The sequence below is a fragment of the Microcoleus sp. PH2017_08_TRC_O_A genome (genome assembly GCF_020738665.1).
In the GTDB taxonomy this organism is placed as follows: Bacteria; Cyanobacteriota; Cyanobacteriia; order Cyanobacteriales; family Microcoleaceae; genus Microcoleus.
Genome location: NZ_JAEQCE010000112.1, coordinates 355 through 16580 on the forward strand (window position 1 = coordinate 355; position 16226 = coordinate 16580).

Consider the following 16226-nt stretch of genomic DNA (forward strand, 5'->3'; position numbering starts at 1 on the left):
CGCACGTAATATCCTGTTACGTGCTTTGTCGGATTCGACCTGTTCTGTCAGCCATGACGGAATTGCGATCGTTACATCTCCAGCATTGCACAGCTATGTTGAGAAATGTTCAGCGTAAAAGAATCAGATCTATTTATAGCCTTTCGAGCTTTCATATGAGGTACTCATGGGCATAGGGCATAGGGCATTGGCCTCCGTCATAGGTCTCCGTGGGCATACCTCACCACGCTTGAGAACCGCTTTATCAAGATCGGGTAAAGAGGCGATCGTAGGAGCGAGAATTCAGATCCGGGAAATAAAGTAGTCTTTCTACCACCATTTTACTGCCAAAAAAACCTATGGCTGCATTAATCCCATTGACGATGTTCGGTTTGATCCCGATCGTTCTTTACTTGTTTGTGAGGTTTCCGACTCAGCGGGCGGTAATTATCACTTTTGTGGCAGCGTGGCTATTTTTACCACAAGTTTCTTATCCCATCCCCATATTGCCCGCCTATACCAAAGTTTCCGCATCTTGCTACGCCATTTTGCTGGGTGTTATTATCTACGACACTGAGCGCCTCACCAAATTTAAGCCTGGCTGGCTGGACGTGCCAATCGTAATTTGCTGTTTGTCTCCAATTATTTCACAACTTACTAATGGCGGTAGCCCAATTTCTCCGACTTTCAACCAAATCGTTACTTGGGGTCTGCCTTATTTTTTTGGACGGTTGTATCTGGGTAGTTTAGACGGGCTGCGACAATTGGCGATCGGGATTTTTGCAGGTGGTTTAGCCTACGTTCCTTTTACTTTATTGGAAGGGGTTAAGGGCCCACTTCTGCACCAAATGGTTTACGGCGTCAACGCCTTTGAGGACTGGGGTCAAGCAAGGCGCATGGGGGGGTGGAGACCTGTAGTATTTATGCAGCACGGTTTGATGGTGGGCGTGTGGATGATGACAGCAGCCTTAATCGGAATTTGGCTCTGGCAAACTGGGACGCTCAAAAAGTTTCAGGGCAAAAACATTAAGACTCTAGCAATTGTATTAACTATCGCTTTTTTCCTCTGCCGTTCTACAGGTGCCTATACTTTATTTTTTATCGCGTTACTCATATTATTTTGTGCCAAGTGGTTTCGCACTTCTTTGCCACTACTATTCGTAATTGGATATATAGCGTTTTATCTGTACGTAGCTGCATCTGGTCAATTCTCGAGCCACGACGTGATGAGCGTAATCAATCCCATATTTGGCGAAGAACGGGCCGCCTCTCTGAAGTTTAGATTTGACATGGAAGAGATATTAGGAGATAAAGCGCGACAAAGATTTATTTTTGGCTGGGGGGATTCGGGCGGAAACCGCGTATACGACGGGTACGGTAAAGATATCTCGGTCACCGATAGCTTGTGGATTATTGCATTTGGCATCAACGGTGCAGTCGGTTTAGTTAGTTTATTTGCTTCATTTTTACTTCCTGTTGTCGTCTTTGCGTTCAAGTATCCCGCCAGAACCTGGTCTCATCCGAAAGTAGCGCCCGCTGCGGCCCTGGGAGTAGCCGTAACTATGTATATGTTTGACTGTGTTTTGAACGCTATGGCTAACCCGATTTTTGCGGTCATTGCTGGAGGAATATCGGGTCTGGCTTTAAAAGCTCCAGAAAGTCTGAAGGCCAAGAAAACCATTTCGCCTTCGCCACCAAGAAGACAGTCGCTGGTTCACCAAAAATCAGGATGATTTTCAAGCTTTGAGCGCGCTCAAAGCTTGAAAATATATTGCATTCTCTAGATACAAAAATTCAAGAATCTACTATGTTTGTATTAAATCTAGTTGGGAAGTTGCAATCTCTTTCTCAGTTGGCTGAAAATTAATGTAATAAAATAAAATATCGACATTAATTGGCAAGGTTTCAAACATTAGCACCGGATTGTGTTTTGATTAAAACTGTGTTGCGAGTTGTAAACCAAATTAGCTTTATACACTTTTTCCTAAAAGCAGCAGATTCTTTACACAATCTTTAAACATTCTGACTGGACAGGTAGGGTGTAGGGCGATATACTAAAAAAAGTATATTCACACCCACGCCCAAGTAGTGGAAACACTCTTGCTGTATTGTGGGTTTATGGTTTGAGTTGTAGTTGAATATCAAGGCTAGATGGGAATAAAAAAATGAAAACAGTTAATTTATTGAATGTAGCGATAGATAACTTTACAATTACAGAGTTATTTGAAAAACTAGACGACGAAGGTGGTGTCGTATTTACACCCAACGTAGACCACTTAATTAAGTTGCAATATGACCGCGACTTCTATGAAGCTTACAATACATCTAGTTATAGAGTCTGCGACAGTCAAATCTTGATGTATGCCTCAAAATTTTTGGGTACTCCTATCAAGGAAAAGATTTCGGGTTCTGACTTGTTTCCGGCATTTTATATCTATCACAAGGATAACGAGGACGTTAAAATATTTTTGCTAGGAGCGGCTGAAGGAATTGCCAGGAAAGCTCAGGAAAAAATCAATCAAAAAATTGGTAGAGAAATAGTTGTTGAAGCACTTTCTCCTTCTTTTGGATTTGAAAAAAATGAGGAGGAGTGTGAAGCAATAATTGACACTATCAATAAATCAGGAGCTACAGTTCTGGCGATAGGAGTGGGAGCGCCGAAGCAAGAGAAGTGGCTGGTTAAATACAGGAGTAAATTCACACACGTGAAAGTTTTCTTGGCCGTAGGTGCAACCATTGATTTTGAAGCTGGTTGCAAAGCAAGATCTCCCAAATGGATGAGCGAAGTCGGCATCGAATGGGTGTACCGACTGCTAAGCGAACCGAGAAGGTTGTGGAGAAGATATTTGATAGAAGGTCTGCCGTTTTTCCGCTTGATCGTAGAACAAAAATTAGGGTTTTATAAAATGCCTTTCGTTGATAGTTAAACCCCGAAGCTAGAAGGGAAGGCGCTTGGGAAACACTCTTATCTACAAATCAATAACGTCAATGAATCTGAGTGTGATATCCGGCGTTTGAATTGAGTCCTGATAGATGGAATCTGTGGAAAGTGCGATCGCACTTTCTGCCAATAATATTCATTTTTGGTTTCAGGTGCAGGTAAAATCGGAAAGAAACCTTTGTTGCAAATCCCTAACTCGGGATTTAAATCATGAATCTGCCTTCTTTCTTGTGGTTGTGGAAAATAGCGGCGTGGTCAATGGGTGTGGCGCTTTTGGCTTACCTGTTGTTGGCCGTTACTGGAACGTGGATGTTTGCCGCCCGCAGCACGAAACAGTCGCGCCCAAAATGGCTGCGTCCCTTTCATTTGGGGACTGGTGCGGGGATGGCGACTCTGGTAATTTTACTGCTCTTAATTGGCGTAGTCGGTACGCTCGGATACTATGGCAATTTGGGTCACTCAGCTCATTTACCGGCGGGGTTGGCTGTGGTGGCGTTGGTGTTGGTTTCTGTAGGAAGCGGGCTGCAAATTGGCCCTAAACATCCTTGGGCGCGTCCGCTACACATTGGCACTAATTTGGCTTTGTGTGGGGGATTTGTTATTGTGTTGCTCACAGGATGGACGATTGTACAAAAGTATTTACCGAAAGTTTAACGTTTGATTGTTCGGACTTCAGTCCTCTGATGGGAGATGCGGACTGAAGTCCTCACTACGAACCTGAGATGCGGACTGAAGTCCTCACTACGAACCTGCTACTTTAGCTATGAAATCTAAGATATGTTGAGCGGTAATCTGTGGTTTTTCTAAGTGGGGAACGTGTCCGCAATCCGGTATCCAAATTAGTTGGGAATTTGCGATCGCACTTTTAAATTTTTCTGCATCCGCAGTCCCTAATATTCTATCTTGTTTTCCCCACAAAATCAGCGTCTGCTGCTGAATTTGCGATAGTTTTTGCCCAAAACCTCCGTAACCTCCACTTTTTGTAAATGCAATTAAAGCTTGATTCCAGTTGGGCATTTCTAAGTGCAAAGCCGCGCAGGTTTGTGCGTCAACAGAAGCCAAAGTTTTGTCGAAATAAGCATTGACGCTAATTTTTTGGCGAATTATTGGGTTGCGTAAAAATGAAGTTGCCAGATATCCTAAAGGAGGGATTAAAAATTTTCCTTTATTAGATGTTACCGCAAAACCAGCACTGTCTATTAACACTAATTTTTTGACGGCTTCGGGATGATTGAGAGTGAAATCTATTGCTGCGGCACCTCCCATCGACGCGCCAACTAAGATTACAGGCTGCGAAATAAGGGTTTTCCAGAAATAGTAGAGGTGACTTCCAATCGCTTTTTGACTGAATGGCAAATCCGCCGCTCTTTCTGTAAAGCCAAAACCCAACAAATCAACCGCCCAAGTCTCATTTTTTTCGGCAAGCAGCGGCAACAGGCGGCGGTATTCAAATACGGAACTGTCGAAGCCGTGAATTAACAAAATGGGGGTGTTTCCGCTGCCTTGGCGCGCGTAGGTTGTGGCAATTGGCTGCTGGTTTAGACTCGTTGTAATTGCCTCTACTTGAATGCTTTTAGCTAAGGCAATTGAGGTAGATTCTGTGAGTTGTGCGATCGACTTTGGGAGAAAACTTGCTGGCATAATTCTTGATAAAGTGTGAATCGGTAGGGCCGATGCCTCCGCGATCGCCCCTTCCCCTCAAATATTTAAGTATATATGCTCGATCGCCTCCTACTTGAGGATTTAGGGCGATCGACCTCTGAAACCAGGATCTATAGTTCCAAGTTGAATAGACAAATATAGTCATCTGCCTAAACTGCTTGTTTGTAAGGCGTTACCCTTACTGGACTTACTACTAAGTCCTGTATCGAGTCCGAAGCAAATGCCTCATTCCCGAATGCTTTTCTAATTATGTTTAGACTACCATTCATATCGGCGTTGATTAATTGCCCATCACTTGCTCTGAACAATCCTCGCTTTATTCTTCTTCCTTTGTACCTCTGTTGCTTGCTCATCGGCTCGAAATCGAGGAAAGAACATTTGCTGGTATAGCTTTCTTCAGTAATTACCACTTTAATTCCTGCTAAGCAAGCTTTGTACTTGAGCATCTCAATAAATCGAGCGTGAGGAATACTGACAAAGTTCTGATTATTGCGCTTGCCGATGTTGATTTCCTGTTTCCAGCCATCATTTTTTCCAATCACCAGTGTCCCAATATGGTTGGCTGCCAAGTGATTGATGATAAGTCGGCTAGCATTATGCAGGTAATTATCAACTTTGCAGTTGCGTTTGTGCGTCAGTTGTTTGATTCTGTTGGATGTCTGCTGCTCTCTTTTGAGCTGAGATTGTAGTTGGGCTTTTTTCTTGTTGTAATAAGCATTAAGAGCTTTAAGAGGTCTTCCATTAATGATTAATGGTGTCAACCCCAAAACATTTGAACTAAGTGCTGCAAGGTTATTTAACCCGATATCAATACCTGCAATATTTTCCTCATTCCCTTGCTGTGTTTGAGCAATAGCTTCATATACTACCTCGATCGCATAGTGAAAAGGTAATGGTACAATTCGTACCTGTTGAATTTCACGAACCCGAGTTGTCAAAAAAATGTCTGTTTGGGAAAGATGAACTACTCCTTTTGTCAGCCATTGCTGGCTAACTGCCTGGGATGTGTAAGTAACAACGAATCGACCATCAGTTTTATGTTTGTACTGAGGAAGCTTGGGACGCCCAAGAAACTTCTGTGGACAATTCGCATACTTCTTACTCGCCTCAAAAAACGAGATCCAACTTTCGTGCAATCTCATTAAAGTCTGTTGGCTAACCTTAGCTGGCAGTGCCGTATAATCAGCCGTTCCCTGACACAACTTCACCATAGCGTTGTAGTTAAGGTATTTGGCCTCAAAGATGAAAGATTGCCGAATCAGATAATTGGCGTAGTTGAACAGATTCTTAGACAGAAAGCACAAGCGGGCGCACTCAGCATAAAAGCCGTGATGTTTGTCAATAATATGTTTCTGTACTAGCCTCATCTGTGTTAGTGTTGTACTAACACCACTATAGCAGATGTTAGGACTAATGGCAAGAATATCAGATAAGGTTTTGACGGTGAGAGTACCAGACATAGAGATGGAAATGTTAGATCGCTATTGCGCTCAGACAAAAAGGACAAAAACCGACGTGATCAGAGAGCTGATCAGGGGTTTGCCGATCAAGGATAAATGAGTATAGATGACGATAAATGTCTATAAACTGAGTGAAGTTTCCCTATACTTAGTCTCGTGGCATCTCGGCTAAGGCTGAGTTTGTTAACTATATGTTAAAATATTTGAGAATAGTTGCTAATAATTCCTTTTTAATCTACTATGCTTAAGAGCAGTAGATATTGCTTCGTGGGGGTTAAAGCGCACATTGGCATCTAACGCAAGAGAGATTAAAACTACGAACTCGCCAAAAAATCGTCTTTCTGGGCTGGTTGGATGGCTGTGTCCGAAATATTAACAGGGAAAGAGTTCGCTGAAACTGGAAATTTAGCGATGTATACCATTGTGCGCTGCCAGTATTGAGAATTAATCTCAAGTCTGGTGCACAAGCAAGCCAAAGCAAAAAGTTACTAAAATCGATCGACAACCAGAACAGATGAAAGAAAACACCCAAGAATACAGCCAACAAAACGAACAGCTAAACCCCAGACAGTTCGGGGCTTTTACCTTTTACGGCGAGACACCAGAAGTCTCTCAAACCGCAGAGGATAGCACAGAAATTCAGCCAGACTCAGCTCAAGGTAAATCATTCCCGCTAGCAATGGCAAGCGTTGGCGACAAGCTGCGGATAGTCAAACTCAAAGGTTCAGAAGGCACTGTGCGGCGCCTCATCGGCATGGGATTAGTCCCCGGCATCGAAGTTCAAATAGTCAGCAATTCAGGGGGTTCCGTGATTGTGGGAATTGGCGACAACCGCATTGGTTTGGGGGCGGGTATGGCACAAAAAATTATGTGTACGAATTAACGGAATTTGGGCATTGGGCACGGGGCATTGGGCATTGGGCATTGGACATGAAAAAAAGTTATTAAGCTGTTGCTCATTTAAACTGCAATATTCGGGGCGGTACTGCGAATCCACCCCGCAAGAGTTTGATTATTTCTTGACATACAGTTTAAATGCCACAACAGCTTACCAATGAACAATGACCAATGCACTTAATTACCAATTACCAATTACCAAGAAGAATGGGTTTAAAACCTCCTCGTTTTAGGGGGAAATAAAACAAAATTATTTACTGTTTCAATCCTCTTCCTTTTATGGAGAGGTAGCCCTCAAGCGGTCAACTGTCAACTGTCAACTGTCAACTGTCAACTGTCAACTGTCAACTGTTAACTGTTAACTGAATAACTAGCCATTACAATAGAAAAAAATGAACGATAAAAAACAACTGCGAGATTTAGCTGTTGGCAGCATCGGCCGAGTAGTTGGCTATGAGAAAACAGCCCGCGGTTACAAAAGTAAATTGTTAGCAATGGGATTGACGCCGGGAACAGAATTTACTGTTACCCGCCACGCACCCCTAGGAGATCCCGTAGAAATCCTAGTGCGGGGTTTCAAACTCAGTTTGCGGAAAGATGAAGCCAATATCTTATTTGTACAGGAAGTAGAAGAATGACTAAGCAAATCATTGGATTGGTGGGCAACCCCAACTGTGGAAAAACTACTTTATTTAATGCGTTGACAGGTGCTAACCAGCGAGTCGGTAATTGGCCGGGAGTAACAGTTGAACGCAAAGAGGGAAAATACCCTCACGACGGTTTTGTAATTACTATTGTTGACTTGCCGGGAGTTTATTCTATCGATGCCGAAGATGGAGATACCGGACTCGATGAATTGGTAGCGCGAGATTATTTGCTATCTGGCGAAGCTGATGTGATTGTGAATATTGTTGATGCTTCCAACTTAGAACGAAATTTGTATCTCACAACGCAAATTTTAGAGATGCGCGTGCCGATGATAGTCGCGCTAAACATGATGGATGTTGCCAAGGAACGAGACATCCGAATTAATGTTAGCAAACTCGCAGAACGCCTCGGCTGTATGGTAGTGCCGATGAGTGCTACGTCAAATGACGGGGTGCCTTTGTTGCGCGATGCTGTGAATAAGGCGCTGGTTAAGCCGATCGTACCATCTGCCTGTGTAGCTTATCCGGCTGTCATCGAAGATGCGATCGCCCAACTAATCCCGCATATCCAACAGCATAGCCCAAACCGCAGTATCGATGCCCGCTGGACAGCCCTGAAACTACTAGAATACCAGGATGAAGTCGCCCCGGAACTCGCCAATACAGAGTTAGAAAAAATAGTCGTCCCGCACCGCCGCCGAGTCCACGAAACCCTCGATGACGACTTAGATATTATCATCGCCGACAGCCGCTACACCTTCATCCGCACCCTGACTCAAGGCGTCGCCGAATCTTCCAGAGAAGTCAAAGCCAATCTTTCCGATAAAATCGACCAAATTGTGCTCAACCGCTGGTTAGGCATTCCCGTATTCTTGATGGTGATGTACTTAATGTTCACCATTTCGATTAACGTTGGGGGAGTGTTTATCGACTTCTTTGACCAATTCTTCGGGACAATTTTTGTAGATGGTTTCGGCGCCCTTTTAGAAACTATCAAAGCCCCTGGATGGTCGATCGGACTGCTGGCAAAAGGTGCTGGTGGGGGGATTCAAACTACATCTACTTTTATTCCCCAAATTGGGATGATGTTTTTGTGTTTGTCAGCCCTCGAAGACTGCGGCTACATGGCACGGGCAGCTTTTGTGATGGACAGATTAATGCGATTTGTCGGACTTCCCGGCAAATCCTTTGTACCGATGATGATCGGTTTTGGGTGCAATATTCCCGGAATCATGGCGACGCGGACATTAGAAAATAAGCGCGATCGCACGATGACGATTATGATGAATCCATTCATGTCTTGTAGTGCCAGATTAGCAGTTTACGCCCTGTTTTGCGGCGCATTCTTCCAAGTCGGCGGTCAAAACATGGTGTTGGGGCTTTACCTGTTAGGTATTTTAGCAGCAGTGCTCACCGGGCTAATCTTAAAAAACACCATCCTGCAAGGAGAAGCTGCACCGTTTGTGATGGAACTGCCGCCCTACCACATTCCTAAGCTTAAAGGCGTGCTGCTGCGGACTTGGGACAGATTGCAAGCTTTTATCAAAAAGGCGGGAATTGCGATCGTAATTATGGTCGTTATACTAGGATTTATGGGTTCAGTCGGCACCGATGGTTCCTTCGGCAAAGACAACAGCAAAGACTCAATTCTTAGCGCCGTCGGCCGCGCGGCAACACCTGTATTTACACCAATGGGAATCACCCAAGAAAACTGGCCCGCCACCGTCGGTTTACTAACAGGAGTATTTGCCAAAGAAGTCATGGTTGGAACCTTAGATTCCTTATACACTCAACTAGCAGACGAACAAAAAGCAGCAGGTGGAGAACCGGAGAAAGAAGAAGAATTTAGCTTCTGGGGAAACATCGGCAAAGCATTTTTTAGCATCCCAGAAAATCTCACAAAACTTCCCGGTCAAATTTTTGATCCCCTCGGCTTAAGTTCTGCCAATATTACAGACCAAAAATCAGCAGCAGAAGCGCAAGGTATTTCTGGTAACACCTACGGACAAATGTCCCAGCGGTTCGGTTCTGATAAAGCCGCCTTTGCTTATTTGGTATTCGTATTACTGTACTTTCCCTGCGTCTCTGCAACGGCCGCACTTTACCGCGAAACTAACTTGGGGTGGACTGTATTCGCAGGTCTATGGACTACTGGTGTCGCCTATTTTACAGCAGTTGGATACTATCAAATAGCCACATTTTCAGAGCATCCAGACTCATCTCTGGTTTGCATTGTCAGACTAATCATAGCGATGGGCTTGACTCTTGTGGCATTAAAACTAGCTGGTGGAAAACGAGCAAAGCGACGGGAAGCAATCAGTAGTTAGTCGTTATTAGTTATTAGTTATTAGTTATTCATAGCAGCCAGCAAATAACCAGTAACTAATAAGCATTAACCAATAACAGCGTTCATCTGCGTTTAAGAATCAAACAAAGGAGAAAAACCATGATTTTAAGCGACATCCAAAAATTTATTGCTGACAACAAAAGAGCCTCCATCGCGGATCTAAAAATTCACTTCCGCATGGATGGTGATGCTTTGCGCGGAATGTTAAATCGCCTAATTCGCAAAGGCAGAATCAGTAAAATGGCAGAAGCTAAAAAGTGTGGTGGATGTCACAGTTGCGCCGACGATGCCACCGAGATTTATGTATGGGTAAATCCGGGCGAGTCGGTGTCAGCAAAAGATCCGGTTTCTGCAACTTGCCATTAAGAAATCAGGAGACGGCAGTGCCGTGTCCCTACCGTGATTAATTGTAGGGAAACGGCACTGCCGTCTCCTCGCTTGTCATTCCGGCGCAGCCGGAATTGATATAACGCAGATCCGGAGGCTCTGCCTGGGAACCAGTTAACCAGTTAAAATTATACAATTTGGTATATGATTTTATTAAACATCTGAATATATGTTCAATGATGATAATCATTCTAAAATCTCAAAAGGATACTGAATAATGACTCAAACTCCTTCCCTCAAAACGCTACAAACTAAGATTGGCGGAATGGACTGCGGCAACTGCGCCAAAACAGTAGCAGCAGGCTTGCAAAAACTGCCCGGACTTACCGAAGTCAATGTAGTTTTTGCAACAGAAAGTTTGCGGTTAAATTACGATCCTCAACAAGTAACAGAAAAAGCTATTTTCGATCGCATTCAAACTTTAGGCTACACGATCGAACAGCCCTCCGCAGCAGTATCATCGAAGGAGGACTGTTGTTCGGGCGAACACCATCACGAACACCATCACCAGCATTCTACAGTCCAGAAAGCTCAAAAAACCAACCCAACTAACTGGGAATTCTGGCTTCGCAATCGCCGGGGACAAAGTGTCATCTTAGCGGGAATAGGATTAATTCTGGGATTGCTAACTCAGCATTTAGCCCTGACAATTTGGATATCGCGCGCTTTTTACGGTATCGGTATTATTGTAGCTGGATTTCCGATCGCCCGCGCGGGCCTCATGGAGTTGCGATTGCGCCGCGCCGACATGAATTTGTTGATGACAATTTCGGTAATTGGGGCGGTGGCTTTAGGCGATTGGTTTGAAGCGGCGTTAGTTGTATTCCTGTTTAGTCTGGGAACAACTTTGCAAACTTTCACTTTCAGCCGCACTCGCCATGCTATTGCTAGTTTGATGGACATAACACCACCGACTGCAACTGTCAAGCGCGACAATAACGATGAAGTGACGGTGCGGGTTGAGGAAATTCAAATTGGAGAAATTCTGACAATTCGTCCCGGGCAAAGGGTAGCATTAGATGGGATAGTTGTATCGGGGAATTCGGCGATCGACCAATCGCCAATTACGGGTGAATCTATCCCTGAAGATAAGGAAACGGGCGATCGGGTTTTTGCCGGAACTTTAAATCAAACTGGCTTTTTGGAAGTCAAAGTTACCCACACTGCGAATGATACCACGGTTGCGAAAATTGTGCACTTAGTCGAGTCAGCGCAATCGAGCCGCGCCCCAACTCAGCAGTGGGTGGACAAATTTGCAGAGATTTATACTCCTATTGTGATTGTAAGTGCGATCGCGCTTACACTAATTCCGCCCTTAATTTTTGGTCAACCGTTCAGCGTCTGGTGCTACCGCGCCCTGGTAATGTTAGTCATAGCCTGTCCCTGCGCCTTAGTAATTTCCACTCCGGTTTCCATTGTCAGCGCCATCGGTGCAGCCACCAGCCAAGGCGTGTTATTTAAGGGCGGAAACGGCTTAGAAAATGCTGGAAAAATCAAGAGTCTGGCCTTTGATAAAACCGGAACTTTGACTGAAGGTAAACCTGTTGTGCAAAAGGTTTACGACTTGGGAGAATTGAGCGCCAGCACGGTATTATTAATTGCAGCTTCTTTGGAACAAAAATCGGAACATCCTTTAGCTAAGGCAATTATTACCAAAGCGAAGGAAGCAGGAATCGAGTTAGAAACTCCCGAAAATTTTACGGCTTATCCGGGTAAAGGAATTGCTGCTAATTTTGCAAACAACCTCTATCTTGTCGGAAATCGCCGCTTATTTGCCGACCAAAATATCGAACTGTCACAATCAGCAGTATCTCTGCTAGATGATATCGAGAAATTAGGGCAAACTCCCGTTTTAGTCGGCAGCAGCCGCGGTTTGTTGGGAGTGATTGCTTTGGCTGACGGCTTGCGACTGGAAGCTGCCGAAGCCCTACATTTGCTCAAACAGATGGGTTTGAACAATCTGGTGATGCTTACGGGCGATCGCACTTTTGTAGCTCAGCAAATAGCCCAACAACTCAACCTATCTGAGTATAAAGCAGAATTGCTACCAGAAAACAAATTGCAACAGATTCAAGAATTGCGAAAATTTGGGGCTGTAGGAATGGTGGGTGACGGCATTAATGATGCCCCCGCTTTAGCAGCCGCCGATATCAGCTTTGCAGTTGGCGGCATTGATATTGCACTAGAAACCGCTGATGTAGTGCTAGTTGGTAGCGACTTAAGAAAACTCGCCTATGCAGTCGATTTGAGCCGCCGTACTGTAGCCGTAATTCAGCAGAATGTAATTTTTTCCTTAGTCACAAAAGCGCTATTTTTGTTATTGGGAACTTTTGGATTTGTCGGGTTAGCAATTGCAGTGCTGGCAGATACTGGAACATCTTTAATTGTCACAGCAAATGGAATGCGACTGTTTCGCTCCAAGTTGAATTAGATAGGTAGGGTGCGCCAGTCGAGATATTTGCGATGAATCAAAAGCTAGTTTCTGACGCACCCTACAGATTAACTAATCTTAAATTCAGAAATCCGTATTAACTACCACACAAACAAGTGGCTTCTCTGATTCGGGATTTAATCGGCAAATAAATCACAAACTCTGCTCCCTCACCTATTTCCGAATTCACTTCTATTTTACCGTGATGCTTCTCGATAATCTGGTAAGAAATCGACAACCCTAAACCAGTCCCTTTACCCACAGGTTTAGTCGTAAAAAATGGGTCAAATAACCGATTAATCGTATCAGGGTCAATTCCATTACCGTTATCTCTAATTCTTATCACCACTTCATTTACTCCTGCCATTTCTGTGATAATTTCAATCTCCTTGTTTCGCAGATTTGGATTGCTCAACAGTGCATCAGCAGCATTGGATGCGATATTCATAAATACCTGGTTTAATTGCGATGGATAGCATTCTACTAAGGGCAATTTTCCGTATTTTTTAATGACTTTAATGGCTGTTTTAATCTTGCTGTTTAAAATTAACAGAGTGCTCTCAATTCCTTCATGAATATCGACTGGTTTCACTTCAGCTTCATCCAACCTAGAGAAGTTCCGTAGCGACAAAACAATTTGCTGAATGCGCTCGGTTCCCATTTTCATAGAAGATAGCAACTTAGATAAATCTTCTGATAAAAAGTCGAGTTCAATTTCTTCTATGCAGTCTTGAATCGGCGCTGTTGCATTCGGATATTCCTGCTGATAAAGTGTGAGAAGTTTGAGCAAATCTGTGGTGTATTGATTGGCGTGACAGAGGTTGCCATAAATAAAGTTAACTGGGTTGTTTATTTCGTGCGCGATACCAGCCATCATCAATCCCAAACTGGACATTTTTTCGGCTTGAATTAGTTGAGATTGGGCATTTTTTAAATCGTGAAGCGTTTGTCTCAGTTGGTGCAATTGTAGATTGAGTTTACCATCCCGCTTTTCTACTTGTTCTATCATACAGTTGAAAGCTTCTGCAAGTTGACCTAATTCATAGCCGGAAGGAATGGGTACTTTATCAGAAAAATATTCATTGCTTGCCATCCAATTCACATTTTGAGTTAAATCAAGGATTGGTTTTCCGATGATTCGGCTAACTACACCACCAACAATCGCGGCTAGAATTACTCCTGCCCAAAAGAAACTATCAAGCCTGTTAGATAAGGTTAATTGCGTCTGCTGCATTGTTGCCATTGGGCTAAACACTGCTAGATTTATGCTGTCGCCTATGTCTGACATTTCTACCGTTTTCATGATGTAAGATTGGCGCTCAATATCGATTTTCGTGGTCGATGTGTGTAGTGCAGGTACTTGCCAAGATTTTGAGCGAATTTCGGGAAAATTAGTAGCAATTAATTCACCGGATTTGAAGATGGCAAAGTAATTTATATTGTTAGTATCAATGTTGATTTGCTGCAATTGTTCGTCTGTCACTAAGTAACCGACGAGTACAGCACCAATTATCGTATTATTGTTTCTAATTGGTGCAAATCCTACTAGCAATGCTTGCGGTTTGCCATCAATACTGACGAAATTTGACTTTTCTAAGCCTTTAAGTGCTGAATTTATCGCTGCGCTATTGATCAAGTTCTTGCCTGTGAGCCACTCTTCTCGCAACTCTGCTACCATTTCGCCGCGCGCGTCTACTACCTTGACTAAATCCAATTTAAAAGTGGTTTGTAGAGATAATATATCTTGACGCAAGATGTCTGTGTCTTTTTGTTCTACTGCACGAATAACTTCTGGTTCTTCTGATAATAATTTGGCTTGTTTTGTCAATTGAGTCGATCGACCTTTGAAGTCTCGCACGGCTAAAGCTGCTTGATTTTCAACTTGATCGCGCACTCCTTTTTCGAGAGTGTTGGCAAATCCAATTTTGACTGTGTGTATCACTAACAACAATAGAGTGACGGATACACCTAGAAATGGCACAATAATTTTGAGGCTTAGCGGTACTCGAAAACGGCGGGCTTTTGGTTGAGCTGTTGTCGGGTTCGTAGGCGCAAGCCGGGGCGTAGCCATCGCACTTTTTGAATTTTTCACAAGTAGTTATTGAAAATAAGACTCATTAATATATGATAATACATTAACCATAAATTGTAATTTATATCAAATCCGGTAGCATAGGAATTATTAACCGAAATTAGGAGACGGCACTGCCGTCTCCCTACAATTAATCGGGGTAGGGACACGGCACTGCCGTCTCCTCTATATCATTCCGGTGTAAGCGGAATTGATATTATTTATTTATATCAATAGTGGCGATCGATCATCTAGAACTTCAAGTCTAAAATCGGTTGGCGACTATGTATAGATAGCCAAAAATTCAGTATTTTTTCCCCGACTTCTTCCGGATAGAAGTGATGAAAAAAATGCCGCCCGTCTGGACATTCCCAAAAGCGATCGCCTTTTTTGAGAAATTTTGACCAGCGGCGCATGACAATAGGAGATACCACAAAATCCGTTTTGCTACTACATATCAACAAAGGTACTTCTACACCTTTATCGCTAGAATTAATCACCCTAAATAAAGAGTGAGGACAGGGAGAACAGGCTAAGTCATCCTCAAAATATGGTATAAATTTTTGATTGATACTTTGATTTTGGAATCCCAGCATATCGCCAACCATTTGACTTAAAACTTGTTTGCCACTCCAGGGAAAAGCTGAAAGATGCGTGTAGTAATGTGCTTGCCAATTAATCGCAGATGGCACACCCACACCTAAAAGTCCCAAAGAACTTACTTTGTGAGGATAGCGACGGGCATACATTAAACCAACTAATCCACTGGTACTGTGGCCTAGGAGGTGAATTGGGCGATCGCGCATTGTTAAAAAGTCGTGCAAAAGCTCAACAGCCATATCCAAAGAACAACCTTCGTCTTCAGTTTGTTCATATTCCCATATTTGCACGGGGACAGAATGATTTAAATAGGCAAGTAGAGAGCGATCGAACCAATGTAAACTCGGACTTACACTTAACCAAAGTACGTCATCTGAACTGAATTTCATCAATTTTAAGTTAGATATAAAGTTATTGAGAACTTAGTAGACATAACGTTGAAATGTAGCGTGGGCATTACCCACTTACCCTGAATAAATATGTAGATGGAGATAGCAAGTCTGGATGTTTTGGCGCAAACAAGACTTATTTTTTTGAACCGCAGAGGACGCAGAGGACGCAGAGCAAGAGGTTAACTTACAGGGCGAAATAGTTCCCTAAACTTAGTCAAAGCTTACTGGACAAGATAAGTCTAGAATTGATATAATATCTGCAATGCCGAAAACCAAGGCTCAATTATCCGGTTTGTAAACCGCAGTTCTGTCAGTACTAGCCAGCCTGTTAAGGTCGAGAAGGAAGTCCACAACTCGTTAAATTGGCTGAAAATAGTGGGTGACTCATGGCTAATAGCGACCGCTAGAATTG

14 protein-coding genes are annotated in these 16226 nt (G+C 43.4%); 9 read left to right on the top strand and 5 right to left on the bottom strand.

The window, feature by feature from the left end:
* The first annotated feature begins 338 nt into the window (after positions 1-338).
* From JGK22_RS29015 to JGK22_RS29025, 3 genes are all read left to right on the top strand, one after another.
* Positions 339-1712: an O-antigen ligase domain-containing protein gene (locus JGK22_RS29015; RefSeq protein ID WP_293196152.1), complete on the top strand. Its 1374-nt coding sequence runs from the start codon at positions 339-341 to the stop codon at positions 1710-1712.
* A gap of 432 nt (positions 1713-2144) precedes the next feature.
* Complete coding sequence (locus JGK22_RS29020; protein WP_293193889.1) at positions 2145-2906, top strand: WecB/TagA/CpsF family glycosyltransferase; 762 nt, start codon at positions 2145-2147, stop codon at positions 2904-2906.
* A 224-nt stretch (positions 2907-3130) separates the two neighbouring features.
* Complete coding sequence (locus JGK22_RS29025; protein WP_293184414.1) at positions 3131-3574, top strand: DUF4079 domain-containing protein; 444 nt, start codon at positions 3131-3133, stop codon at positions 3572-3574.
* Between the two features lie 87 nt (positions 3575-3661).
* Here JGK22_RS29025 and JGK22_RS29030 read toward each other — a convergent pair whose 3' ends face one another.
* The 3 genes from JGK22_RS29030 to JGK22_RS29040 are packed head-to-tail and all read right to left on the bottom strand — an operon-like array spanning position 3662 to position 6042.
* A complete protein-coding gene (locus JGK22_RS29030) occupies positions 3662-4561 on the bottom strand; it encodes an alpha/beta hydrolase (RefSeq protein ID WP_293184412.1) in 900 nt (299 codons plus the stop codon).
* Complete coding sequence (locus tag JGK22_RS29035; protein ID WP_293193891.1) at positions 4494-4727, bottom strand: hypothetical protein; 234 nt, start codon at positions 4725-4727, stop codon at positions 4494-4496. The genes JGK22_RS29030 and JGK22_RS29035 overlap by 68 nt, the downstream gene beginning before the upstream one ends.
* Before the next feature lie 4 nt (positions 4728-4731).
* Positions 4732-6042, bottom strand: a complete 1311-nt coding sequence (locus JGK22_RS29040) for a transposase (RefSeq protein WP_363319179.1) — start codon at positions 6040-6042, stop codon at positions 4732-4734.
* 10 nt (positions 6043-6052) lie between these two features.
* Here JGK22_RS29040 and JGK22_RS29045 point away from each other — a divergent pair, with 10 nt between their 5' ends.
* From JGK22_RS29045 to JGK22_RS29070, 6 genes are all read left to right on the top strand, one after another.
* A complete protein-coding gene (locus tag JGK22_RS29045; protein WP_293193794.1) occupies positions 6053-6142 on the top strand; it encodes a hypothetical protein in 90 nt (29 codons plus the stop codon).
* A gap of 414 nt (positions 6143-6556) precedes the next feature.
* On the top strand, positions 6557-6925 hold the full coding sequence (locus JGK22_RS29050; RefSeq protein WP_293184410.1) for a FeoA family protein: 369 nt from the start codon (positions 6557-6559) through the stop codon (positions 6923-6925).
* Positions 6926-7331: 406 nt separating this feature from the next.
* On the top strand, positions 7332-7577 hold the full coding sequence (locus JGK22_RS29055) for a FeoA family protein (RefSeq protein ID WP_293184408.1): 246 nt from the start codon (positions 7332-7334) through the stop codon (positions 7575-7577).
* Positions 7574-9913, top strand: coding sequence for a Fe(2+) transporter permease subunit FeoB (gene feoB / locus JGK22_RS29060; RefSeq protein ID WP_293184405.1), 2340 nt, complete (start codon positions 7574-7576; stop codon positions 9911-9913). The genes JGK22_RS29055 and feoB overlap by 4 nt, the downstream gene beginning before the upstream one ends.
* 119 nt (positions 9914-10032) lie before the next feature.
* Positions 10033-10299: a FeoC-like transcriptional regulator gene (locus JGK22_RS29065; RefSeq protein WP_293184402.1), complete on the top strand. Its 267-nt coding sequence runs from the start codon at positions 10033-10035 to the stop codon at positions 10297-10299.
* 238 nt (positions 10300-10537) lie between these two features.
* A complete protein-coding gene (locus tag JGK22_RS29070; protein ID WP_293314294.1) occupies positions 10538-12751 on the top strand; it encodes a cation-translocating P-type ATPase in 2214 nt (737 codons plus the stop codon).
* A 97-nt stretch (positions 12752-12848) separates the two neighbouring features.
* Here the strand turns inward: JGK22_RS29070 and JGK22_RS29075 are convergent, their stop codons facing one another.
* Positions 12849-14843: an ATP-binding protein gene (locus JGK22_RS29075; RefSeq protein WP_293184397.1), complete on the bottom strand. Its 1995-nt coding sequence runs from the start codon at positions 14841-14843 to the stop codon at positions 12849-12851.
* 230 nt (positions 14844-15073) lie between these two features.
* Positions 15074-15811 (bottom strand): alpha/beta hydrolase, encoded by a 738-nt coding sequence (locus tag JGK22_RS29080; protein ID WP_293184395.1) that lies wholly within the window; start codon positions 15809-15811, stop codon positions 15074-15076.
* Positions 15812-16226 lie beyond the last annotated feature (415 nt).